This window comes from Arthrobacter sp. MYb213 (assembly GCF_002979915.1).
GTDB lineage: Bacteria > Actinomycetota > Actinomycetes > Actinomycetales > Micrococcaceae > Glutamicibacter.
Genome location: NZ_PCQA01000009.1, coordinates 67,711 through 91,453, shown reverse-complemented (window position 1 = coordinate 91,453; position 23,743 = coordinate 67,711). Strand labels below are relative to the sequence as shown.

Below are 23,743 nucleotides of genomic sequence, written 5' to 3'. Positions count from 1 at the left end.
CAGGGAACCCGTTGCGCTGTAACCAGGCCCGCATTTTCCGTCGACCATACAGCACCTCAGGCTTCGGCCTGCCGGTCCGCAGCAGGCGTCGAACAAATTAGGGCCATATGCCTGAAGCATAGTGCCCTGGGATACGCCGCGATAACGACTGACTCCTACCGTCTCCTTGGTTGGTCACATAAGTCCCCAACATTGCCCAGGGGGCACTCGCCACACATGGTGCAAAAACGACCGGTTCTGAGACGGTCCCGGATCCCAGCGACGCGCCGACCAAAAATCGTCCACAACCCGTCTCACAACATGCCTGGCGAACAGCGATGTTGTGAGACGGTTGTGCGACAGTTGATCAATGGCAACCCAACATTTCAACCTCATCGGCTACGCCCGAGTCTCCACCAACGGCCAAGACTCCCAACTCCAACGCGACGCCCTCGAAACCGCCGGCTGCGGCCGGATCTTCGAAGACAAAATCTCCAGCCGCGCCACCGCCCGCCCCGGGCTCGTTGAAGCACTCGACCATATCCGCCGCCGCCCGCGCACAGGGCCGCACCGGCGGTCGCCCCACCGTCATGAACGCCGATACCCTCGCAGCCGCCCGAGCCAGACGCGCCAACGGGGAAAGCCCCACCCAGATCGCCAAGGCCCTGGGAGTCTCCCGCGCATCCATTTACCGCCACCTTCCCACCGGCAACACCTAAACCATGCCGCCCCAACAGATTCCTTAGCGCCAACCACTGTTCCCCTACAGTTCAGACCCCGAAACTTCTGACCGAGCCATCAACTGGGCCATACCGGTAGGCAGCAAAAAGTCGACCACACCGCCCAAGCTTGGCGCGCCACACGCTCAATCGACGAACTACTCGCAAAACGCACCGACCGCATCCGCAACACCCTAGCCGTCCTCTGGGTCCTCCTTCGCTACACCGACCACGACACCATGACCGCACGCATCACCTGGAACACCATCGCTGAAAAAGCACGCGTCTCCCGCGCCACCGTCGGCAACGTCCTCTACGACCTACGCTCCTGGGGCATCATCGGCATCGTCGCCTCCGGCCGCTCCGCCGAATACGCAGCCAAAGCCGGCCAACCAGCCACCAACGAAGCACCCGTCTACGTCATCTGCCGCCCCACCGGCCTCGGCCTACGCCCTCAAGACACACCAGAAACCATCAACCCAGTAACCCCAAGCCACACCGCCTGTGGAAATAACTTAGAACCCCTCCCCGTAGGGGGGTTAACAACTTACGAAGTAAGTTCCTACACGCGCGCACGCGAAGAAAACACTCACAATGAGCCGCTACGCGGCACTGAAAAACCATTTGGGCACGGCTCCGCCGCGCAAACTCACCACCACGAACAGCGACCAGTCGAACTCTGGCCAGCTTCCCGGACGATCAGCTCGAGACCACAGGGATTATCGGCTTCCGCGCAAATCTCACGGATCTTCCCTGATTTCCGGCGTTTTTCAAAGAAAAACATTTTCCACATGATGAAACCATTCTTCCAAAACGGTTGGACCATCAACGACATCCAACACGCCCTCGAATGGCGCACCACACCAGGACTGCACGGCAAAGAATCCTGGGGAGCACTCCCCCAACACAACCCTGACACTCAGTCCTACATCGACTACTGCCGAATCCTAAGAGCCGCCATCATCCACCGACTCAACCAGTGGCGTACCGCCACCGGCGAAATCATGCTCAGCCAATCCCAACAAGCCCACAACGCCAGCAACCACGCCCGCGCAGCCGCCCGAGCCGCCGCCGAACGCCAAGCCAAACAAGCCGCACAACGCCCCATGCTCCGCACCGCCGCCACCCGAGGCGCAGCCCTCTGCCGAGCAATCAACAAAGCCTATAAAGACCGCCGCTAACACAGACCGAATGGAATTTACTGTTGGGAGTATCCATAAGCGGACAAGTTCCCCACTAAACCAGGCACATAACTAGGAAATATCGGCAAAAGGGAACGTAGCTACTTTGCACGCGAACTAGCTTGCATGCAATCATGCAAGCTAGTATGATCAGAGGTAAATATAAAGCATGCAAGCTAAGTTGCATGCAAAATCAGTTGCATGCAAAGCGTTTTGGGTGCAGAAGATAGGAGGTCCGGATGACAACGACTATCGCACTTGTACAAACCAAAGGTGGAGTCGGGAAAACTACCAGCGCAATTTACATTGCCTGCGCACTAGTCGCTGACGGTCACACCGTCGAACTGTGGGACACCGACATGCAGGGCTCAGCTACCGAATGGGCTGAGGATGCTGCGGAATCCGAAAAACCACTGCCATTTCCAGTGAAAATCGTGAACCTGGCCAAGCTCAAGCGAATAGCCGGTCAAAGCACTAGCGACTACATTGTCATTGACACTCCCCCAGGAGACCCCGCAACAATTGACGCGGTGATCAAAATTGCAGATGTGGTTATTATGCCAACCGAAGCAGCCATCATGGATTTAAAACGATTAATTGCCACAAACGAAGCGCTTCCACTGGACACCGCCAGAATTGCACTTCTTACCAAGGTTAACGAACAGACTGTCGCTCTACGCGAAAGCTTAGAGTACATCGCAGACAGCGACCTTGCTCTATTTGCAACCAGGATCAAACACAAACAAGCATTCAAAACAATTCCAGGAGAAGCTCCAACTGACTTCCTGGGATACGAAGATGTTGTCAAGGAACTCAAGGAGGCGCTGTCATGAGCAGCTTAAAGGACAAGATGAAACCAGCAGGATCGGCCTCCCCGAAGCCGGCCTCAGTCAGCGAGAGCTTTAGGAGTCCGATAACCGACGAAACCGTAACTAAACCGCTCAATGTGCGTGTATCCGAAGAGTTGAAAACAGAGATCAAGCTCTACGCAGCAGCCAAGGACATCAAGCTTCAAGATCTGGTAACTCTAGCTGTCAGCGAATACATGGAACGTCACCCATAAGCTCTTCATGAGATAATATTTTTACTTCCTTTCCTTGGAAGCATATTGAACCCGACCGCCTTCCTATGCGGTCGGGTTCATCTTTTAACCAGCACCGGCTAAATGCTGTTCTCTTGCCCCGATGCCCGATTTTTGCACGCCTGAAAGACCCCTCAAGGGCGCTGCGCGTCGCTACGCGATAGGCTTCGCCTACCCTTGACCGCTCTTTCAGGCGTGCTTTTTGGCATTTATCGGAACAAGGGGAACCCATGCAAACTTGTTCTAATCCTTTAGTTGATCTGAGATGCAATTTTTCTATAAAGCATGCATGCATGTTGAGATCAAAAAACTAGAAAGATAGCTTGCATGCAAACATGCAAGCATGCTAGAATTGAAGTATCAACAGGGGATAGGAACCCACGCTGGACGGTCCAGTTCGGGCCTCGGTTGGAAACCAAGGAAAGGCAGTCGACATGACTACCATCAGCAGCACAATCGATACTGGTCGAGAAATCAACGCCCCACCCCTCCCTCAGAGCGTATGGGATCACGGCTACGAGTACATGGAGGTTGCCGAACGTCACGGCTGGAGTGCAATCGGCTCATGGGGTAAAGATGGTTGGGATTTGGGCTCATGGCCATACGTCATCATTTTCTACAGGGCGCGAAGCGAATCGACTGGAAACACATGGGGCATAGGCCAGTACGTCGAAGGGGACCTTGAAACAAAGTACTACGAAACCCGCGAAGCTTTCATCGAAGCAATCGACCGCATGGCCTACAGTCATTGGCAGTTCAACGCCGACCAAGCACCGCCAAACCTTCCAGAGAAGTTTGAAGACCTGCCCCAAGAATATCGGGGAATGCCTCAGTTCTAATTTCAAGGTTGCCCCGCGCCACAGCGGGGCAACCCGGTTGGCAATCACAAAAGGGGACAGGGAGAAAGCCGTGGATATCGTAGCGACCGTATACAGCAAACCGAACTGCGCTCAATGCACTGCCACCTATCGCGCGTTGGACAAAAAAGACATCAACTATAAGAGCGTTCATATTAGCCAGGATCAAGACGCCTTAGAATTCGTCCGATTCTTGGGGTACTCGCAAGCGCCTATAGTGGTGACGAATTCCGATCACTCGTCAGGTTTCCGTCCCGACAAAATCAACTGTCTCTAACTAATTCTTCTTGCCCCGATGCCCGATTGTTGCACGCCTGAAAGACCCCTCAAGGGCGCTGCGCGTCGCTACGCGATAGGCTTCGCGTACCCTTGACCGCTCTTTCAGGCGTGCTTTTTGGCATTTATCGGAACAAGGGGAACCCATGCAAACTTGTTCTAATCCTTTAGTTGATCTGAGATGCAATTTTTCTATAAAGCATGCATGCATGTTGAGATCAAAAAACTAGAAATATAGCTTGCATGCAAACATGCAAGCATGCTAGAATCGAAGTATCAACAGGGGATAGGAACCCACGCTGGACAGTCCAGTTCGGGCCTCGGTTGGAAACCAAGGAAAGGCAGTCGATATGACTACCATCTCAAGCAACGTAAGCGTCGCAGCTTTCGTCCGCACTACCCTAAAGTTTGATCCACAAGAATCCATCGCAATCGTCCTGTGCCACGAGGGCACAGTGCTAGCCACTTTGCGAGTCGACCTGCGAGCTGGCGACGTTGTGACCGAATGGGTTGAAGCGATCGACGGCATCATCAGCAAGATCACCGCAGATCACGACGTTGACGCAACCGTTTTGGTTGCCTATGACGAAGATGAAGAGCTCAAAGGTGCAAAGTACGACGCACTAGCAGAACTCTTGGAAATGGCTGGCGCGCCGATTCAGCACGCGATACTCGTAGCCAACGACCAGATCATGGACTACGACAGCGACGAAACTGACGCAGTGGCCTACTCCGTAGTCGAATCAGAAGCTATCACCTTAGAAGCGTTATTCCACGGCAAGAACCCCCTGCGCGCCAAGGACATTGAGCACTGCGAAGAATCCAGCATTGAAGTTCAGGCAATCGCGGTACGCCAGAAAGCCAATCTGCTCAGTATGGGAACGAATCTTGAAGAAATCGCGCGAAATGTTAGCCACGAAATGGTAACCAACATCGCGATCTACCGCGAAGCCGGAGAGGTGACCGACGAAGTTGCCGGTTGGCTCGCTGGAACGTTCACTGTCTCCATAGGGAGAGACTTGGCAGTTGTGGCATTGGCCGGAATCGCCACGACTACGCACGACATGGCCGACTACTTGGTCGGAGACCGAGCCGTTGACGATCGCAAGATCTTAGAAGCTGGCCACGAGATGCTGTTTGATTCACTGGCTCACATCGCTGGTATACCTCGCACCAACATTCTTTGCGCCATTGCATGGGCGCACTGGACGCTAGGAAATGGCACCGAAGCGATGGCTACACTCGGAGAAGCTATCGAACTGGAACCGGAACACCGGTTGGCCAACCTACTCATCAAGCTCATAGTCCGAGGGAAGATGGCCAAGACGGCACTGATCAACCCGCAGCAGTAAAAAGCCATAGCGGTTAGGTGGGGGAAGAAAAATCTTCCCCCACCTAATCGCACTTCCATATTCACCTAAGGACAATAACCAACATGGAGAACTTCAGCATTTGGGAAGAGAGCTACCAACACGATGAGCAGAACAGCCGGCCCGAAAATGCGGGCGCGGCGGCCTCCTCCGCAAGCTCCCCCGGCCGCCGCGCATTAACCTCACCACCAGCACGCAAGTTATGGGACGTTTTCACTCACCAAGGAAATACATACCGCATCCTTCGAATGATGCCAGGAAGTTTTCCTGGCGAACCCATCAAGCCCCACCATCCGGTGTTAGCCGAAATCCCCACGCTGACGGGGGCACTGCAGATCCATGCACGAGCCACGGCTAGAACGCCGCACTTGGTTCACGTGGTGTGGGAAGACGACTTAGGGGAAACCTACGGTGCTTGGCTTCCTAAAAGATCTACAACCGACGATATCCTCAGATCAAACACGCCATACAAAAGTGACCCCTGAGAGCTACCTTGTAAGTACCAGCCAAAGCCACCCTCGGAGGAAACGAAGGTCAGCAATTAGAACCGGAACGTAACCAGAACATTCATCCCCGCACCCACACCTGCACAGCAAAAGCTCTAAGCCTTCCGGGCTTTTCCTGCACACCCATGGATGCCTGACCCAGTGGACCGCCCGAACACACGCCACACGTTCCAGTACCCAAGTTGCCCATACGGAAAGAGAGTGTGGCATATGCACGGCCTCTGATATCTCTGTGTTGAAGAGAAGGTAAATGGGAAAATTTATATCAATCTATCAAGCATGCAAGCTAGCGAACGCGCAGTCCGGAAGGGCTGGCAAGCACGCGCCCCTCAAGCCATGGACTACTACGCAGCACACGGCGGCGAAGACATGAACGCTGCCGAACGATCAACCTACGAACGAATGATCGCGCAAGCGCAACGAGCCGCCGAAGAACACGAAGAAACCAAATAGGACACAGCGAATCCACCCAGAGTAAAAGGATCAGGACATGAACACCGAAGCCTCACAGATCTACACCCAGCTGCAAACGCTCTACCGACAGCTAGAACAACTCGACCAACAAGGCCGCATCGTCATGACCAGAGACAGCTTGAATAAAGACTTCCCAGATTCCAAGCACGCTGCCACCACCGCCCTGCAAAGCATTGAACAAGCGATCAACGCCACTTGCTGGATGGAAACACTGCCCACTACCGACGGAACCTACCCACCCCTAGGAGACTAAACACCGTCTTTGAAGACATGCAAAGGGTAGGGAACCATCTGTTGCAAAGTGCCCAGTGCTCTCACCAGGAGACCCGGCGACGACATTGAGCGGCCAAAACCATACGGTTCTCAAGGATTGAACAGGTTGCTAAGCGGCGTTCACCCTCAGTAACTCCTTCCAATGGGTCGTATACCGCGGACTCATCATCTCCCGGCGCATCTGCCACGCAGGACCCTGCGCCAACCCGGCAGCACCCAAACCAATAGCCTTCACCCCATGCTCAGAGCGGATCTGCGCGATCAACGGCCCAATCTGCTTAGCCTCATGCGCCGCCACAAACGGTTCAAACGTCTCCTGCATCGCCGTCGGTTGCAGATCCATGACCACCACCCCTGCGCGTGCGTATTTCACCCCTACCAGGATCTGGGGGAGTAGCTGCTTTGCTGCCTTAGTGAGCACTACCGGATCAGCGCTCGGTCCAGGGAGCTTGACCGTGATAGCTGGCTGATGATCCTGATGCTGGTTGTAATAGCTGGTCATCGCCCACGCAGACAGAATCTTTGCTTGCTTCTGGTGCTTGTGCAATCTTGCGGAGGCTTGCTGCGCATAAATCCCCATCACCTGTTCCATGCCGACCCGGTCAGTGATCGGATCAGAGAAACTGCGGGAGAAGATCAGCTGATCTTTGATCACCCGTTCTTCCTCCATGGGGATGCAGGGGATGCCGCGCAGCTCTAGCACGGTGCGCATTTGCACAATGGAGAACTTATCGCGGATACGCACCTCATCGGCATCCCGCAGATCTTTAGCTGTCCAGATCCCAAGCCCCCGCAGCCGTTTAGTCAGACGGGGTCCGATGCCCCAGATCTCGACCGTAGGAAGGCGGGCTAACAGGTTTTCGGTGGTGGTTCGCGGGGCGCGATCCCACACGCACACCCCGCCCAGCTCCTTGATGTGTTTGGCTGTTTTATTCGCCATCTTCGCTAGGGTCTTAGTTTTAGCGATGCCCACACAGACCGGCAACCCGGTCAACCGGAACACCTCGGCCTTGATCTGCTCACCCAGGGCTTGCAGCTCATCGACGGTGCCAGTGACGCCTAGGAAAGCTTCATCAATGGAATAGACCTCCACCCAGGCGGAGAAACGGCCCAGCAGTTTCATGACCCGCCCCGACATTTCGCCATACAGCTCATAATTAGAAGACTTTGCAACCAGGTTAATTCGATCAGCATCGACAGCGAGCTTGAACCACGGCGCTCCCATTTCAATGCCCAGTGCTTTGGCCTCGGCGCTGCGGGCGACCGCGCAGCCGTCATTGTTAGAAAGCACGATCACCGGCCGGCCTTCCAGGGTCGGATCAAACGCACGCTCACAGGAGACATAGAAGCTGTTCACATCGACATGGGCAATATAGGTCTGACGTGCCTCTAGAGGTGGTGTAGGCATGTGGTGGCCACACCCCACACCCGAAAATCACTAAGCTCTGCCACGCGCAGATCAGGGTAGTCCGGGTTCTCAGCTTTCAGCACCACTCCGTCGGGGCCAGTAGAGAGCCGTTTGACGGTCATTTCCCCGTCAATCACCGCAATCACCACATGCCCATCTCTAGGTTTTACTGACCGGTCCACGATCAGCTCATCCCCATCGCTGATCCCCGCACCCTGCATCGACTCACCAGATACCCGCACAATGAACGTGGAGACCTGATCGCGGATCAGCATCTCTGAGAGGTCGATTTTTGTGTCTGAGTAGTCCTGGGCGGGGGAGGGGTAGCCGGCCGGCACCCGGTCCAATGCCACCGCGATCACGCGCTGAGGCGGGGACGCTAACGCGCATACTTGTATTCGATCAATTTTCATTGCAACACCTTTTCTTAGAATATCTATTCTAATACTCGAATGTAGCCTGTGATTCCGACAGGAAGGCTCGTTCGTGATCCTGCCTCGACTCGGTTCGCATCGAATGGTCTTGATGTTTAGCGGATTTCCCTGGGTGTGTTCACCGTGCAAGCCGTAGGCTGGAGGCGCAAGCGCATGGAACAAAATCGTACGATTTTCGATGAAAGCGGTGTTCAGTTTGTCCACTGATACAGACCTGGCTAATGCTCCGATTGACCGGAGCGGGTACGACCTGGAATTCCTGGGATCTAGCGTTGCTTTGCCGGTGCTGGATGCTGAGGCCTTGCATGACGCGGTGCTGTGGGAAGGGTCGAATGTCATTCCTTATACCCACTTTTCCCTGTCGCTGAGCAAGTCCCGCCGGTTGGCGCGTTGGGTGGCTTGGAACATCGACGGTGCTGCAATCAAGCGCTTGAGCCGTTCGGGCATTGATTTCGCTAAGGATTCGAGGCTGCCTGAAGAGTTCCAGTCGGGCAATGAGCTGTATCAGGGTAATCGGTTGGATCGTGGGCATATTGCTCGCCGTGCCGATCTAGTGTGGGGCGAGGCCGCGGAAGCGCAGCAAGCCAATGAGGATTCCTTTTTCTATACGAACATCGTCCCGCAGATGGATGACTTCAACCAGAGCAGCCAAGAGGGGATCTGGGGCCAGCTGGAGAATGCTCTGTATGAGCAGGTGGATGTTGAGGATCTGAAGGTGAGTGTCTTTGGTGGGCCGGTCTTCCAACCAGGCGATCAGGTGTATCGAGGTGTTGGGTTGCCTTCGGAGTATTGGAAACTCATCGTCTTCAAGGAAGGCGGCGTGCTGAAAGCGCGTGCTTTTCTGTTGACTCAGGATCTTGATCAGCTGCGAGTAGCTTTGGCGTTCGATGAGTTTAGGGTGTATCAGGTTTCGGTGGGGGAGCTGTCGCAGAGGACGGATCTGGAATTCGCTGAGTCTATCCAGATTGCTGATGTCCTGATGGCGATCCGTGCTGAGGTAAGGGCTCCGTTGTCCGCTGTCGGTGATATCGAGTGGTAAACGGTCAGTAGGTTCACGCAGGTCGCTTGTGGTCTCAAACCAGCTGCAAGCGATCTACCGCCAGGGCTGCATTGTCGTGGTGCGAGACAGTATGAATAAAGACTTTCCCGATTCAAAACAAGCAGCCACCATCGCGCTGCAAGGCATTGAACAAGCCATCAATGCCACCTGCTGGATGGAAACAATGACAACGACAGATGGAACGTACCCGCCGTTGGATAACTGACTTGCACGGTTCAAGGTGAAAGATCCATGCGGAAGAGCAGTACTTTCAATGCTATGAAGTGAGAGGGGAATTCTAACAACACAATTTTGAGGATAAAATTTCGGTATTATTCTCGAACTTCCTAACGGGGTATCTATGCTGAAAAAGTTACTTAGCGTAATAGCGGTTACGGCGCTGTTAGGTAGTGCGCTAATAAATGGCTCTGCTCCTGCGATTGCTGCTGCGTGCACAATTGATGGGCAAAATGCGACATGTGTGGGGCCGAGCATCAAAGAGCTCGCCAGACAGCCAGAAGTCCGGTACCTCAAATGGCAGAATGCGGGTAAAGATCTTTCAGCAATCGCAGGTCTGCCACAGATTACTTGGGTTGATGTAGAAGTAGACTTTTACGCCGATGTGCGCCCTTTCCTTGAGCTGCCGCAGCTGGAGCAAGTTGCTATAACTGTTGATACTGAGCCGATGGTTGTTCGAAAAGGAAAAGAATTCACTGTTCCGTCCATCAAATTTTTTGACGGTAATCCCTTTGAATACGATATTAATGACGCGAAGAGCGCATGGAAGCTTACTGAAAAAACAGGCTTCAACCGGTTCAAAGCAACCGACCTAGGCACCGATTACTATGTCCAAGACTGGTATATGGGCAAGCAGGATGGTCCAAATAGAAGCTTTGACTGGTATTACTACCCTGAAGGCATCGGAAAAATCACCGTACAAGACGATCTCAAACTGGTTAACCCTAAGCTGACGGTATTGCGCGCTGTCTCAAACGGGAACGACGTCTCACCAGGTGCGGTAGTCACGCTTTCTGGACAGTACAACAATTCACTTGCCGCAACACAGACGAAATGCGTCTGGTACCGCGATGGGGTTGTAGTAAAGGACCTTGGCAGGGGGAAGAACACGGGGCTTTGCGGATATGAGATTCGTAAAGCTGACTCGGGTAAAAAAATAACGGTAGTAGCGGATCACAGCACGAATTACCATCGGTATGAAGATGCGATACTCAGGCATACTGACACTCTTTCAGGCACTTACAATTTGCTTGACGTTTTTAAGCACAAGGCATCAATTTCTGGTGCAAACCACGTTGGGTCATCGCTGAAGGCCTTGATTAGCAAGAAGGTGACCGGAGCTAAATTCTCTTACCAGTGGCTTCGCGATGGAAAAGCAATCGCGAACGCTACTAAGAGCACTTATACCCTCGCTGCATCAGATGTGAACAAGAGAATCGGAGTTCGAGTCGATTCGAAGAAAGTCGGCTACTTCAGCGACACGCAGATTGTGACTGGCGATAGCAAAGTCAAGAAGGGCACTTTCAAAGTTACCAAGGCCCCTAAGATCTCGGGAAAATCCGTCTTCGGAAACACCTTAAAGGTTGATCCTGGCTCACGGTCAGAAAAGCCTTCAAAGTACACCTATCAGTGGTTGCGCGATGGTAAGACCATCAAGGGTGCAACGAAGGCAGCTTACAAACTAGGCACTGCCGATTTGAGCAAGCGAATCAGCGTCAGAGTGACTGCTACTCGTGCAGGCTTTACGACGCAAGAGTCGACGACAGGCAAGACGAAAGCTGTTGCCAAAGCTACTTTTAAGCTGAAGAAATCACCGAGTGTGAGTGGCTCCGTCAAGGTGGGCAAGAAGCTGAAAGCTGAGCCGGGCACCTGGTCACCAAAACCTAGCTCTTACAAGTATCAGTGGTACCGCAGTGGTGCAGCGATCAAGAAGGCTACCAAGAACGCCTATAAGGTCACTAAGCGCGATCGTGGAGCGGTGCTTTATGTGAAGGTCACGGCGAAGAAGACAGGGTACATAGACAAATCTGCTCAGTCCAAAGTGAAGTAGCAGCAAACGAAGGTCAGGACCTCAGGGTGCGGACCTTTCAGTCCGAAAACGATCATTTATGGGACGCAGGATCAACTGCTCGCGCATTATCCGTCAGTGAGCGGATTCGCAGTCTTTTCAGATTCCCGAAACCTGATTCCGGAACGGTATTTCCCACAATCCATGGTCAGTGGTTTACGGGATGCAGCTGACCTCAGATTTTTTGGCTGATTTTTAGATTTTTGAGTCGTGCCCGAAAGAGGTTGTGTCTCCAATGGTTCCGTCTTGCGGTCCACCGTGAATAGAGGATATTGACCGCGAGGAGAAACACGGCCATTCGGACGCCTCGCGGCATGATGTCCGGGACGGTTCACAAACTCTCCCATACGTCGAATAGACATTAACCGGTGACTGTTAATTTCGTTTGGGGATCATTGCATTCAAGAATGACGTTACTAGAAACTTACATTCATGTCTGAGAGACTACTGTCTCCTAGCTCAAAGTAAGGGAGCGCCCCACGGTATGGGGTGCTCCCTTACATTCGGCAATAAAATTACTATGCTCTATGAGCGAACGAACTTTGAAACTCTTGCGTTCACCCCTATCGCGATATGCGGCAGCAACATCAGCAAGCAAGATTAGCGTATTACCGGTTCATCACTTTCCAGCATTTGAAGTTCTTGACCCGTGGGCAATCCTTCCCAATCACCTGGAGATAAGCAAGCGAAAGCACCCACTCGCACAGCAGTAGCTAATGCCTTTTGCACCGTACCCCCAGCACAGCGCTCGGTCAGGTAACCGGAGACGAAAGCGTCGCCAGCGCCAACAGTGTCAATAGCCTGGATCTGGATGGCGGAAGCTTTGCTTATCACTCCGTTATCTAGAGCCAAAGCACCTTCAGACCCTCGTTTGATGACTACTTCCGTCGGCCCCACCAGGCTCATACGTTCTGCAAGTGTCACGGGATCACCTTCTCCAACGATCATCTGAGCTTCATCCTCACCGGCGAAGACAATGTCCGCAAGAGGCAAGAGTTCGGTAATGGCTCTAGTTGCGTCGCTCTGACTCCACAGTTGAGCCCGATAATTAACATCAAAGGACACCCTTAACCCGCGAGCTTTTGCCCGGTGTGCCATGCTGAAACACGTTGCGCGAGCCGAATCCGAGAGAGCCATCGTAATGCCCGTAAGATGAACCATCCCGACTCGTTCGAGTAGTGAGTCTGGGATGTCCCTGGGATCCAACTTCGAACCCGCGCTGCCGGATCGATAATAGATAACACGTTGGTGTTGGTTAGTGCGTTGTTCTTTGATCATCAGTCCGGTTGGCGCCGATGTGTCCACTACAGCATGGGTGAGGACATCTTCGCCGCGGATTTCTCGCAGGACTCTGGAACCGATGGGATCGTCTCCCACACGGCCACACCAAATCGCTTGGCCGCCAAGACGCTGGATGCCGATGGCTACATTCGATTCCGAACCGCCAACCCCAATTGATGCAGCGTTCGCATTAGCCAGAGGTCCGGATGGAGAGGTGCGGAACAACCCCATGGTTTCTCCGAAGGTCAACACGGCTGAGGGTTGTTCCGTGCCCCATTGTTCTTCGCTCATGATGCGCTGAATTCCTTAACCTGTTCGACAACGCGAACCGAGCGTTCGCTCAGAGATTTGAGATCCCCGCCCTCAAACGCGTCACGCAATAACGGGCCACCGAGGCTGACGGCCAACGCACCGGCCCGCATCCACTCAACAGCGCTTTTCAGTGAGAGGCCCCCGGACGGGATCACTTGAATTTCGGGGAACGGTCCGCGCAAATGAGAAATATAGTTAGGTCCGAATACGGAAGCAGGGAAGACTTTTACCGCGCTCGCGCCATGACTCCATCCCTCGTGCAGCTCACTAGGTGTCAGTCCGCCCGGGAATATCGGTGTCCCGCGGGAGACCGCACGATCTACAATCTCTGACCGTGTGGTTGGCGTGACGAGATAGTCAACGCCCGCATCGATCAGCGGGTCGACCTCCGACAGCGTGGTCACCGTACCGACTCCAAGGTCGATTGATGTCCCAAATTGCCGCCGTAGAATTGGCAGTTCTTCGATTACTCCAGGAGTGCTTAGCGTTAATTCCACGCTGGTGATCCCTCCGGCCATCAAGGCTTCGACGACTGGGGCATAGTCACTAGCATGACCCGCGCGCAACACAGCAATCACCGGAGCAGATTGCAAACGAGGAGATACCGGTCTCGCGAATTTGGTGTTCGAGCTCATGCTGTTTTTCTTTCTGTTGTATTCATTGCCTCGGATAAAGCCTGGTGTGGCCCAGAGCTGTGAAGAAGATCCACATAACGCGCGACGCGGGCGATAAATTCTTCGTCTGCGGCGACATCGTCACCGAGGAATCGGATCTCGTCCATTGCGATGCGTGCTATCTCTGTTCCGTTCATGGCCGTTGCTGCGCGCTCGCGCAAGACTTCTCGTAATGGATCCTGCATGGCCCGCGCGTGCTCGCCCGGATCAAAACCGGGCAGGGGACTAACACAAGTGAGATAGCCGGCGACCGTCAGTGCTAATAGTTCACGGCTGCGTCCCTTTTCGCGCAATTGCTGGTTAGGGTACGGCACCCGTTCGCGCAGCTTTACCGAGCCATCGGAGCCTACTTGGCTTGTGCGATGCCCCAAGGCAACGTTGCGCCACCGTCCGAAGAGCTCTGCCTCGTAGGTACGGACATCCACTCCTTTAGGAACTTGGACACTTGGAAGGTATTCATCTCTCAGTACCTTCCGAGCTGCATTCGCGATCCACGGGTCGGAGATAGACTCGGGAATTGTTGCCGCCCCGGACAGCGCGCCCAGATAGGCCAGGAGCGAGTGCGTTCCGTTGAGCAGACGCACCTTGAGCTGTTCGAACTTGTCGACTTCGTCGCTGAAGATGGCCCCGCCGGCTTCCCACTGCGGACGTCCTGCCGCAAAGTTATCTTCAATAACCCACATGCTGAAGGGTTCTGCCGGGACTGGAATTGCATCGGCATACCCGGTTGCCTTCTTCACCTGATCAATAAGTTCTTGCGTAGTAGCTGGCACAATACGATCGACCATCGTGGAGGGAAAAGTGACATTGCGTTGAATCCATGCTGCTAAGGAAGCACCCCGTTCGCGAGGTAGCGCGGCGGTGAAATCTGCGACGAGAGACTGAGTCAGCACCCCATTATGCGAAAGGTTGTCACAGCTCAATATTGTCACTGGCCCGTTACCCGCCAGCATGCGGAGTTCGAGTCCAAGGGCAATCTGTCCGATGGTTGTCACCGGAAGTTCATGGCCTTCCAGATCCTGCCGTACCCGGTGATCGGCCAAATTTAAATGACGGGTAACCGGGTCAAAGGTGTAGCCGTTCTCGGTTACCGTCAGCGAAATAATCTTAATGCGTGGGTCAGCTATCAGTTCTAGAAGTCGTTCCCCCTCCAAGCCCGCGACCAGTGCATCTGTATGTACATTCGGCGTCGAGTAGGAGAACTCATCGGGCGAAATTTGAACGATCGTGTACAGGAAGTCTTGTCGTTTCATTGCATCGACTACTGCCGGAGAACGGCTGGCAACACCGATGATTCCCCAGTCTCCAGCCTTGGCATCAATGGCGGCTCGGGTGTACATCGCCATATGCGCTCGATGAAAATTGCCCAGTCCTAGGTGGACAATCCCAGGTCCGAAATTTCGAGGTCTGCGTTCTAGTTGATCCGTCATGGCTTACCAGTCCTTGACCGAACCGTCGAGATTACGGGCAACCGGTAGATAAGCCTGCTTGTATTCGAATTTTCTGGCCGCTTTCTCATCGAATTCAACGCCCAGACCCGGCTTATCCGATGGGTGCAGGTAACCGTCATTGAAGGTGTAATGGGAAGTGAAGACCTCGGATACCAGAGGGCCGTAGCCCATATGCTCCTGAATAGCGAAGTTACTGGTGGCCAACCCAAGATGCAAGGACGCTGCCATGTTGATAGGCGAAACATCGGATGGTCCATGAGGCGCGCCCTGAACATTAAATACCTCGGCAAGAGCCAGGATCTTGCGCATGTGTGAAATTCCGCCAGCGTGTACGACCGCACAGCGGATGTAATCGACAAGCCGTTCGGTAAGGATTTGCTGGCAATCCCAAATCGTATTAAAAACCTCGCCGATGGCAAGAGGAATCGTGGACTGGTTCCTGACCTGCCGGAGCAGCAACGGATTTTCGGCAGGCATGACATCTTCAAGCCAGAACAAGCGGACAGCTTCGAGGTCCTGTGCCAATCGAGCGGCTTCTGAAGGGGTAAGCCGGTGATGCACATCATGAAGCAGATGCAACTCGTCGCCTACCGCATCACGTACCCGGGCCAACATCTGCGGTGCGGTACGCAGATAAGCCGCACTATCCCACTCTTCTGTCACGGGCCCAATGCCACGGCCAGCTGGTTCGTAGGTGGCCGCGCCACGGGTCACCCCGTAAACTTTCTCCAGCCCGGGCACACCAAACTGAACCCGCACTGCCCGGAAACCTTCGGCCTGGCGCTGAGCTACCGAGTCCATGAGCTCTTCGAATCCCCAACCCGTCGCATGGGTGTAGGTCAGGATTTTGTCCCGTGCCGCACCGCCTAGCAACTGGTAAACCGGCATGTCGGCAGCCTTGCCCTTGATATCCCACAGCGCCATGTCGATGGCCCCGATGGCGGCCATGGTGATCGGGCCGCGGCGCCAATACGCGCCTTTGTAGAAGAACTGCCAGGTATCTTCAATACGTTCGGCATCGCGTCCGATCAGCGCAGGACACAAATGATCTTTGAGGTAGCTGGCAACGGATAGTTCACGGCCGTTGACGGTGGCGTCGCCATAGCCGACGAGCCCGTCACTTGTTGTAATTTTGAGGGTGACGTAGTTTCGGCTTGGACTACTGACAAAAACTTCAGCAGCAGTAATTGTTCTGTTGGCAGGCATGCTATTTCCTTCGTGGCATGTGGGCGCTGGAAGTACTTAAGTTCCAGCTATACAAGGGGAGAATCAGAGAACCTTGCTCAGGAAATCTTGAGCACGGGCTGTCTTGGGTGAGGAGAAGAATTCGGCCGGGGTGTTTTCCTCGACGATTTCGCCATCAGCCATGAAGATGATTCGGTCTGCAGCAGTCTGGGCGAATCCCATTTCGTGAGTCACCACAACCATGGTCATGCCTTCGCCCGTCAGCTCTACGATCACGTCGAGCACTTCCTTGATCATCTCCGGGTCCAGGGCCGAGGTCGGCTCGTCGAAAAGCATGACCTTCGGTTTCATTGCCAGAGCTCGGGCGATTGCCACACGCTGTTGCTGCCCTCCCGATAGTGCACTGGGTCGCTTGTTGGCCTGATGCTCAACTCCAACACGTTCAAGCAACTGGAGTGCCCGTTCCCTGACCTCAGCCGGCTTCTGCCCAAGTACCTGGACCGGCGCCAACATGACATTTTCCAACACGGTCATGTGAGAGAAGAGGTTGAACTGTTGGAAAACCATCCCGACTTCAGCACGCAATTGAGCCAATGGTTTACTCTCCGAGGGCAGCTCTTTGCCATCGATGATGATACGCCCTTCGGACGTTGACTCCAGACGGTTGATGGTGCGGCATAAGGTTGATTTTCCCGATCCGGAAGGACCAAGAATGACTACAACTTCACCAGGACTGACATCGAGATTAACATTCTTGAGTGCATGAAATTGTCCAAACCATTTTTCGACCCCCTGGATGGAGATCATCGGTTCATTTGCAGGCATGGCTGAATAACCTTTACTAGAAGTGAAGAACAAGAAACGGTCGTCGTTTTTTGAGAAATTGATCGCGGTCTAGGAAACTCGCTGGCTGAGAAGTGAAGAGATTTTTCCCAACAGAAGACAGATAACCACGTAGATGAGAGCGATCGCTGCAAAAATCGGCACAGCGTACTCGCCGCCAAGGAATTCGATGGCGTGCTCACCAGTGAGCAATAGGTCGGTATATCCGATGACGAAGCCCAATGAAGAAGCCTTGGTAACTCGGACCATCTCACTGACTAAGCTCGGGAGAACCAGCTTGACCACCTGAGGTAATTGGATGAAGCGCAGCGTTTTCACTGTACGTAGCCCCAAAGCATGTGCCGCCTCGGTTTGGCCACGAGGAAGGGCCATGAATCCCGAACGGAAGACTTCTGACATCGCAGTGCTCTCGTATAAAACCAGACCTACGACCAAGGCCCAAAAAGTGTTGATTGACCAGCCGGTAACTGTCGGGATGCCGAGGTAGATAAAGAACACCAAAAGCAGTTCGGGCAACCCTCGCAATGCTTCGATCCAGATGCGGCAAAGAGTGTTCAACCATTTTCGGTGGGACAATCGACCCAGCGCCAGCAGAAGCCCGACGACGAGCGAAAGCAGGACAGAGACGATGGCTACTTTGATAGTGGCCCATAGTCCCTTCCCCAGTGCTACGAGCAAATCCGGCGTCGTAAGAACTTCCCAACGCTCCGGGTTAAATAATCCTTGCTCGTGAAGGCTGAATGCGGCAAGCGCCAAAAGTAGCACGATGGGAATAGAACCTCCCAGGATGCCAAGCCGAATTCGCCGTCGTTCGATTGGTCCAGGAGTTTCGAAGAAAGATGCTGTAGTAGCCATTATGTGGTGAACACCACCTTACGTTCCACGATTCCTGCAATGTAACCGGCAGGAATGGTGAGTATTGAATAGAGGAGAGCTGTAAATACCATGAGGGCTATTACGGCGGAATCGTTCGTGTTAATTAGCTGGAGCATTCCGCCAAACAGCTCGGTGACACCAAACACGCCAGCAATTGCTGTCACCTTGATGAGCGCAATCATGGTGTTAATCAGTGGAGGTACCGAGTTTCGAATCCCTTGCGGGAAGACAATTTGGCGAAGAATCTTACTTTTCTTGAGCCCCAGTGCTTGGGCTGCTTCCAACTGGCCGCGTCCGATAGAGTTGATTCCTGAGCGAAACGCATCGGAGAAATACGCCGAAAAGTATACAGTGATTCCGATGCAAGCCAATGCGAAAAAAGAAAGTTTCACACCGAGCAAAGGCAACACGAAAATCGTGAAGAAAAGGTGCGCCGCAGCGGGGATATTGCGCATCAGGCCTACGTATACCGCGTTGACTACGCGGAGGAACTTAGACGGAGAGATCGAGAATGAGGCAAGTATCAAGCCGAAGACGATCGAAATCACTCCGGAGATAATGGTCAATAGTACTGTCTTGCCAAATGCTGCAATGAATACGTCAAAGTTTTCTATGACTGCGTTCATGGGCTTATTCCTTTAGTTGAGGGATGGCCTAGCAGCCAGTCATTTCCTCAGGCTTGGCCGGAGCTTCAAGACCTGACTTGCCCATGTGCTCATCCCACATCTTCACGATACTTCCGTCATCGAAGGCTTCATTGAGTTTTTCGTTGAGGTACTCGCACAGATCGCTGCGGTCCTTTGCCATACCGATGCCCCAACGTTCTTCTTCGCCGTACTTGATTGGGGTGAACTCGAAAACATCCGGTTTCTCTTCAACAAATCCTGCCAATAGCGGAGCAGTTGAATCCACAGCATCCGCGGTTCCCTGCTCAAGCGCACGGACGCAATTGGTCAACACGTTGAATTCGACAATCTCAGCCTGCGGGATTTCTTCGGCCACTCGTGGCTGCCCCTGGCTTCCTTGAAGTACACAGACTTTGGTGCCCTTCGGAATCTGTTCGAGCGTCTGCATTTTCTCGGCGTCGCCCTTGCGGACGATCAGCTGCGGACTGGTCTTCAGGTACGGACCGGAGATGTTGATGGTCTCTTCACGCTCTGGTGTCATCGCCAATGCGGTGACGAACATGTCGATCTTTCCCTGCTCAATGAACGGGATCCGATTGGCTGCGGTGGTTTGTACCCATTCGATATTGTCTGCTTCGATTCCCAAGGTTCCCGCTAGGTACTCGGCCAAGTCCATGTTGAACCCTTCCCATTCCTGCTGGAGGTTCAGTTCTGCAAGGCCGGGCTGGTTGGGCGAAGCTCCCAGCTTGATTTTCCCAGCTTGAGCGATCTCGGCCATCGTCGATCCCTCTGGGAAATCGACCTTCTCAACAGGAGAACTTGAATTCCCTGCACAAGACGATGTGAGCAATGCCAGGACTGCTAATGATGAGAGAGTAGCTGCCTTAAATGTTTTCTTCATGATGGTTACACCACTTTCATTTTTGGGTACAACAAATAAACCCAAGAGTCGAGATTTGGTTTTCGGGATAGTCGTATATTTCGTTAGGTAACTAGCCCGAACTTTAGTTAGAGATCTTTCGAGCAGTTGAGCCCCGAACAATCAGCTGGGATTCGAGTTTTGTGGTCTGCTGGATACCTTCGTGTTGTTCCACGAGTTTGATGAGCTGGTCGATGCTTGTGGTTCCGCAGTCGTTGACTCCCAGTCTGACGGTTGTCATTCCCGGGTCGGCGATTGCTGCAACGTCAAGATCATCGATGCCGACAATGCTGATGTCTTCCGGGCAGTGCAGACCCAAGGTCCTCAAGCCGGCTTCCAGTCCCAACGCGACAAGATCGTTGTAAGCAATGACAGCAGTTGCTCCACAGGCTGCTACTGAGGCCGCTGCAGCGAGACCCCCATGAGTGGAAGCTGCCTGGTTGCGCATAACCGTTAACTGCATGGAATGCGACTCAGTGATGGCACCTATCTGCCTATGTCTTTGGGTATTCGCCCATGACATTTTGGGTCCGGCCACGTATGCAATGTGCCGATGCCCCAATGAATGCAAATGTTCGACGGCTTGGTATAACCCATTCTCGGTTTCCATCAGGATTTGAGGAAACGGGGCAACCTCACCATTGACTACGACGGTCGGAGTTGTTCCGATAGCCTCTTTGATCGTATTCGCTACAGCTCGTGGCGAACACAATACGATCCCGTCGACTGTTTTCCCCATGGTGGAGAGAATCTCGATTTCGCGTAGTGGATCTTCGCCCGTGTCTGCGCTGTAGATCAGGTGGCGCCCGGACCATGCTCGTTCTTGGATCGACTTCATCATCGTTGCGTAAACAGCATTAGAGGAATCCGGAACCACCACAGCAAATGTGTGTTGTGCTTTTCGCTGCACAGGAATGTCATAGCCAAGTTTCAGGGCAGCGGTAACCACTTTGCGTTGCGTGCTTGCCGAAAGCAGGTTCGTATCCTTGAACGCGCGAGACGCGGTAGCTAACGACACTCCGGCTTCGGCGGCAACCGACTTAAGCGTGACCATGTGTACCCCGTGAACTCGTAAATTCTTCCTTGAACATGACTAGCATCACATGATTTTCACTATTGCGCAATATTTTCATTAGTTTTCATTTGGAATCATTCTTGCAGGCCGCGTGGTCCGGGTAACGCAGCCTTATCCAGTCAGCTTCGGATACCCGCGGTTGCTGATTGTGTTGGTGCTGGGGTAGTTGAGCGGACCTTGCCGGGCCTGGTTGCTGCTCCTGTTGGTTTCTTCAACTCGCAGGTCCATTCCGTGATATTTGACCCCGGGCTATGTGTTGAGCCGATGGGTGGTTGTTTGCTGTGCACGGCAGCTCAAGTAACGCTGCTCTTCTTCGGCTCTGATGGGGTTGATGAATACGGACAGAACTCGCGCCCTGGGGTGCTGCTCGGAGTGGTGGTGCTCGCCGTGTATGTGTTTCGTCAAGTTTTTGTGAGCCATTAAAGCGCTTAACCCAAATTTTTCATGAGGACTCTGACGGCGCCAAACAGCCTGTCAGATGGATTGTGTAAGACCCCTAGCCAATTGATAGACAGAGACTAGGAAAAACACGACATGACCACCCAAACAGGACAGGCCGATACCCCCATGGAAAATGCCGCTGACGTTGCCAACAAATTCGCTGCTCTCGGCTCCATGGACGCCGTCAAAGAAACCGGCGCCTTCGACGAGCTCATGGGCTTCATCGACCGCGGAGAAATCCAGCTCGACGGCAAGAACGGGAAACATCGCAGCAGATCATCCGCGCCGGCCTGGAACGCGGCCTGAAATCCGAGCTGAGCAGCCACCTCGGCTACGACAAAGGCGACGGACAAGGCCGGTTCGCACCGAACTCCCGCAACGGTTCCTACCCGAAGACCGTGTCCACCATCGCCGGGGATATCGACCTTCAGATCCCACGGGACCGTGCCGGCACCTTCACCCCGACCTTGGTGCCCAAAGGATCGCGCCGTACCGGCGGGTTGGATGAAATGATCATCTCCCTCTACGCCGGCGGCATGACCGTCCGGGATATCGCCTATCACCTAGAAACCACCGTCGGCACCCAGCTGTCCCACGACACGATCTCCAAGATCACCGACGAAGTCCTCGACGAGGTCGCTGCTTGGCAGGAACGCCCGCTGGAAGAGTTCTACCCGATCCTCTACCTGGATGCGCTGGTGGTCAAGGTCCGCGACGGTCACCAGGTGCGGAACAAAGCCGCGCATATGACCATCGGCGTGACCGTGGAAGGCATCAAGCACGTGCTGGGCCTGTGGGTCACCGAGAATGAAGGCGCGAAGTTCTGGGCGCAAGTCTGCGCGCAGCTGGCTAACCGTGGCGTGAAGGATGTCCTGATTGCCTGCTGTGACGGCCTGACCGGTTTCCCCGAAGCGATCGAAGCGACCTGGTCGCGGGCCACGGTGCAGACCTGTGTGGTGCACTTGATCCGGGCTGCGAACCGGTTCGTGTCCTATACCGATCGCCGTGCGGTCAGCGCCCAGTTGAAGAGCATCTACACGGCTCCGAGCATTGAATCCGCGTGCAAGGCGTTGGATGATTTCGAAGCGTCCCAGCTGGGCCAGAAATATCCGTCAGCGGTGGCAACATGGCGCAACGCGTGGGAGCGCTTCACCCCGTTCTTGGAGTTCCCTCCGGAGCTGCTCAAGGTCATTTACACGACCAATGCGATCGAATCAATGAACTACCAGTTGCGCAAGGTCACCAAGTCCCGGGGCCATTTCCCGTCGGATGCGGCCGCGGTGAAGATGCTCTGGTTGGCGATCTGCAATATCGAGGACAAGCGGGCCCGGGAGCGAGCCAAAGACGCGCAGAAGAAGGGTCGGACCCCGCGGGCCGGAGCCGGTTCACACCTGGTTGAAGGGGCCGGGACGAGTGGTTGGAAGCAAGCGTTGCAGCAGTTGGCTATGGCTTACCCTGAACGTATTGAGCCGTATTTGGAGTAATTGTTACGAAGCCCTGAATAGCGGACGTGACTAGGGGCTTACACAAACTATCTGACAAGCTCCTCTCCTGGGCCGTTGAGGAGGTCTTTTGCCAGTGCACCATATTGTTCTACCAAGTCAGCGAGTTCAACCATGAATCAAACAATACTGCTGTTGATCGCTGGATACGCAGTAAGTTGTGTGTAAGAAGCGCATCATTTCCCCGACACACCAAACGAAAGTTGAGAACATGAACCAAGAGCAATCACCGACCCCCACCGAAGCATTGGGTGCACTCGAAAAAGCCACGAAAGAACTCGAACAAACAACGAAGAAATTCGAACAAGAAACGCAGCTAAGGCAGGGTCTGGATCAGGCGGGTTTTCTGGATACGCGAGATCTGAAATCAGTCCAGGACAAAGCAGTAGAGAAAGCGAAGGACAAGCAGGAAGAAGCGGCAAAGAAGGTCGCAGAAGCACTAAAAAATGCGTCAACCGCGTATTCAGTTGGTCAGCCAACTGAGGATGAAGCGCGGAAACTGACAGAGATAAGAGGCACGGCAGCTGCGGTTTTGACGAAACTACCTCCACAGGCATTTGATTGGAAGAAAATTCGGAGGGTTATTATTTCTCTGGTGGGCGCTTGTGTGATCATAGGAGCGACGATCGCCGTAGTTCCAAGTGGGAAAGGTACGGTCATTGCAGGGCTGGCAATTGCTGTCATTGGTCAGTTTTGCGAGTCGGCTAAAAAAGCTTCTGACGTGAAAGCGAATCCTAGATTAGAGGACGGTCTTGCATTGTTTGGTGAGGCCATTAAGTTTTTGGGAGCCCTGACGGTATTAATTGGTGCTTTAACGGACATTTAACAAATGGCGCGATCTTTCGGGTAGATGGAGCCAAACTCAACTCGGCTGA

At 53.8% G+C, this 23,743-nt stretch carries 25 protein-coding genes and 2 pseudogenes; 16 read left to right on the top strand and 11 right to left on the bottom strand.

The window, feature by feature from the left end; all coding sequences use genetic code 11:
- Positions 1 to 349: 349 nt before the first annotated feature.
- The 10 genes and pseudogenes from CQ011_RS18180 to CQ011_RS17390 all read left to right on the top strand — a co-directional run.
- A pseudogene (locus tag CQ011_RS18180) lies at positions 350 to 472 on the top strand (recombinase family protein); the annotation flags it as partial.
- A 97-nt stretch (positions 473 to 569) separates the two neighbouring features.
- Entirely contained in the window at positions 570 to 698 is a 129-nt protein-coding gene (locus CQ011_RS18175; protein ID WP_353616179.1) for a helix-turn-helix domain-containing protein, read from the top strand.
- Between the two features lie 239 nt (positions 699 to 937).
- Positions 938 to 1,879 carry a hypothetical protein gene (locus CQ011_RS17425; RefSeq protein WP_105678971.1) on the top strand — a complete coding sequence of 314 codons (942 nt, stop codon included), beginning with the start codon at positions 938 to 940 and terminating at the stop codon, positions 1,877 to 1,879.
- 239 nt (positions 1,880 to 2,118) lie between these two features.
- Entirely contained in the window at positions 2,119 to 2,712 is a 594-nt protein-coding gene (locus CQ011_RS17420; protein ID WP_105678970.1) for an AAA family ATPase, read from the top strand.
- On the top strand, positions 2,709 to 2,942 hold the full coding sequence (locus CQ011_RS17415; RefSeq protein WP_105678969.1) for a hypothetical protein: 234 nt from the start codon (positions 2,709 to 2,711) through the stop codon (positions 2,940 to 2,942). Before CQ011_RS17420 ends, CQ011_RS17415 begins: the two co-directional genes overlap by 4 nt.
- A 452-nt stretch (positions 2,943 to 3,394) precedes the next feature.
- Positions 3,395 to 3,799 carry a hypothetical protein gene (locus CQ011_RS17410; protein ID WP_105678968.1) on the top strand — a complete coding sequence of 135 codons (405 nt, stop codon included), beginning with the start codon at positions 3,395 to 3,397 and terminating at the stop codon, positions 3,797 to 3,799.
- Positions 3,800 to 3,875: 76 nt separating this feature from the next.
- Positions 3,876 to 4,094, top strand: coding sequence for a glutaredoxin-like protein NrdH (gene nrdH, locus CQ011_RS17405; RefSeq protein ID WP_105678977.1), 219 nt, complete (start codon positions 3,876 to 3,878; stop codon positions 4,092 to 4,094).
- A gap of 349 nt (positions 4,095 to 4,443) precedes the next feature.
- Positions 4,444 to 5,445 carry a DUF4192 family protein gene (locus CQ011_RS17400; protein WP_105678967.1) on the top strand — a complete coding sequence of 334 codons (1,002 nt, stop codon included), beginning with the start codon at positions 4,444 to 4,446 and terminating at the stop codon, positions 5,443 to 5,445.
- A gap of 803 nt (positions 5,446 to 6,248) precedes the next feature.
- Positions 6,249 to 6,422: a hypothetical protein gene (locus tag CQ011_RS17945; RefSeq protein ID WP_181148190.1), complete on the top strand. Its 174-nt coding sequence runs from the start codon at positions 6,249 to 6,251 to the stop codon at positions 6,420 to 6,422.
- A 37-nt stretch (positions 6,423 to 6,459) separates the two neighbouring features.
- Positions 6,460 to 6,696, top strand: coding sequence for a hypothetical protein (locus tag CQ011_RS17390; RefSeq protein ID WP_105678965.1), 237 nt, complete (start codon positions 6,460 to 6,462; stop codon positions 6,694 to 6,696).
- A gap of 129 nt (positions 6,697 to 6,825) precedes the next feature.
- Here CQ011_RS17390 and CQ011_RS17385 read toward each other — a convergent pair whose 3' ends face one another.
- The gene (locus tag CQ011_RS17385) at positions 6,826 to 8,124 is read right to left on the bottom strand and encodes a Y-family DNA polymerase (protein WP_105678964.1); all 1,299 of its coding nucleotides are present in this window, start codon (positions 8,122 to 8,124) and stop codon (positions 6,826 to 6,828) included.
- A complete protein-coding gene (locus CQ011_RS17380; RefSeq protein ID WP_105678963.1) occupies positions 8,106 to 8,537 on the bottom strand; it encodes a LexA family protein in 432 nt (143 codons plus the stop codon). Before CQ011_RS17380 ends, CQ011_RS17385 begins: the two co-directional genes overlap by 19 nt.
- A gap of 217 nt (positions 8,538 to 8,754) precedes the next feature.
- Between CQ011_RS17380 and CQ011_RS17375 the strand changes: the two genes are divergently transcribed.
- From CQ011_RS17375 to CQ011_RS17365, 3 genes are all read left to right on the top strand, one after another.
- On the top strand, positions 8,755 to 9,597 hold the full coding sequence (locus CQ011_RS17375; protein WP_286161252.1) for a DNA/RNA non-specific endonuclease: 843 nt from the start codon (positions 8,755 to 8,757) through the stop codon (positions 9,595 to 9,597).
- A 28-nt stretch (positions 9,598 to 9,625) separates the two neighbouring features.
- On the top strand, positions 9,626 to 9,823 hold the full coding sequence (locus CQ011_RS17370; protein ID WP_105678961.1) for a hypothetical protein: 198 nt from the start codon (positions 9,626 to 9,628) through the stop codon (positions 9,821 to 9,823).
- A 135-nt stretch (positions 9,824 to 9,958) separates the two neighbouring features.
- Positions 9,959 to 11,665, top strand: a complete 1,707-nt coding sequence (locus tag CQ011_RS17365; protein ID WP_105678960.1) for a hypothetical protein — start codon at positions 9,959 to 9,961, stop codon at positions 11,663 to 11,665.
- A gap of 618 nt (positions 11,666 to 12,283) precedes the next feature.
- On the opposite strand, the gene CQ011_RS17360 is transcribed toward CQ011_RS17365, so the two are convergent.
- From CQ011_RS17360 to CQ011_RS17320, 9 genes are all read right to left on the bottom strand, one after another.
- On the bottom strand, positions 12,284 to 13,255 hold the full coding sequence (locus CQ011_RS17360) for a sugar kinase (protein WP_105678959.1): 972 nt from the start codon (positions 13,253 to 13,255) through the stop codon (positions 12,284 to 12,286).
- Positions 13,252 to 13,911 (bottom strand): bifunctional 4-hydroxy-2-oxoglutarate aldolase/2-dehydro-3-deoxy-phosphogluconate aldolase, encoded by a 660-nt coding sequence (locus tag CQ011_RS17355; RefSeq protein ID WP_105678958.1) that lies wholly within the window; start codon positions 13,909 to 13,911, stop codon positions 13,252 to 13,254. The genes CQ011_RS17360 and CQ011_RS17355 overlap by 4 nt, the downstream gene beginning before the upstream one ends.
- Positions 13,908 to 15,380, bottom strand: coding sequence for a mannitol dehydrogenase family protein (locus CQ011_RS17350; RefSeq protein WP_105678957.1), 1,473 nt, complete (start codon positions 15,378 to 15,380; stop codon positions 13,908 to 13,910). The genes CQ011_RS17355 and CQ011_RS17350 overlap by 4 nt, the downstream gene beginning before the upstream one ends.
- Before the next feature lie 3 nt (positions 15,381 to 15,383).
- Positions 15,384 to 16,607, bottom strand: a complete 1,224-nt coding sequence (gene manD / locus CQ011_RS17345) for a D-mannonate dehydratase ManD (protein WP_105678956.1) — start codon at positions 16,605 to 16,607, stop codon at positions 15,384 to 15,386.
- Positions 16,608 to 16,670: 63 nt separating this feature from the next.
- Positions 16,671 to 17,411 carry an amino acid ABC transporter ATP-binding protein gene (locus tag CQ011_RS17340; RefSeq protein WP_286161251.1) on the bottom strand — a complete coding sequence of 247 codons (741 nt, stop codon included), beginning with the start codon at positions 17,409 to 17,411 and terminating at the stop codon, positions 16,671 to 16,673.
- A 69-nt stretch (positions 17,412 to 17,480) separates the two neighbouring features.
- Positions 17,481 to 18,284, bottom strand: coding sequence for an amino acid ABC transporter permease (locus tag CQ011_RS17335; RefSeq protein ID WP_105678955.1), 804 nt, complete (start codon positions 18,282 to 18,284; stop codon positions 17,481 to 17,483).
- A complete protein-coding gene (locus CQ011_RS17330; RefSeq protein WP_105678954.1) occupies positions 18,284 to 18,931 on the bottom strand; it encodes an amino acid ABC transporter permease in 648 nt (215 codons plus the stop codon). Before CQ011_RS17330 ends, CQ011_RS17335 begins: the two co-directional genes overlap by 1 nt.
- 28 nt (positions 18,932 to 18,959) lie before the next feature.
- A complete protein-coding gene (locus CQ011_RS17325) occupies positions 18,960 to 19,709 on the bottom strand; it encodes a transporter substrate-binding domain-containing protein (protein WP_181148189.1) in 750 nt (249 codons plus the stop codon).
- Positions 19,710 to 19,935: 226 nt separating this feature from the next.
- Positions 19,936 to 20,904: a LacI family DNA-binding transcriptional regulator gene (locus CQ011_RS17320; RefSeq protein WP_105678952.1), complete on the bottom strand. Its 969-nt coding sequence runs from the start codon at positions 20,902 to 20,904 to the stop codon at positions 19,936 to 19,938.
- 252 nt (positions 20,905 to 21,156) lie between these two features.
- On the opposite strand from CQ011_RS17320, the gene CQ011_RS17725 reads away from it, so the two are divergent.
- From CQ011_RS17725 to CQ011_RS17310, 3 genes and pseudogenes are all read left to right on the top strand, one after another.
- Positions 21,157 to 21,348: a hypothetical protein gene (locus tag CQ011_RS17725; RefSeq protein ID WP_146112661.1), complete on the top strand. Its 192-nt coding sequence runs from the start codon at positions 21,157 to 21,159 to the stop codon at positions 21,346 to 21,348.
- A 144-nt stretch (positions 21,349 to 21,492) separates the two neighbouring features.
- Positions 21,493 to 22,850 (top strand): annotated as a pseudogene (locus CQ011_RS17315) (IS256 family transposase).
- Positions 22,851 to 23,079: 229 nt separating this feature from the next.
- Positions 23,080 to 23,694, top strand: a complete 615-nt coding sequence (locus tag CQ011_RS17310; protein ID WP_146112660.1) for a hypothetical protein — start codon at positions 23,080 to 23,082, stop codon at positions 23,692 to 23,694.
- The last annotated feature ends 49 nt before the right edge of the window (positions 23,695 to 23,743 follow it).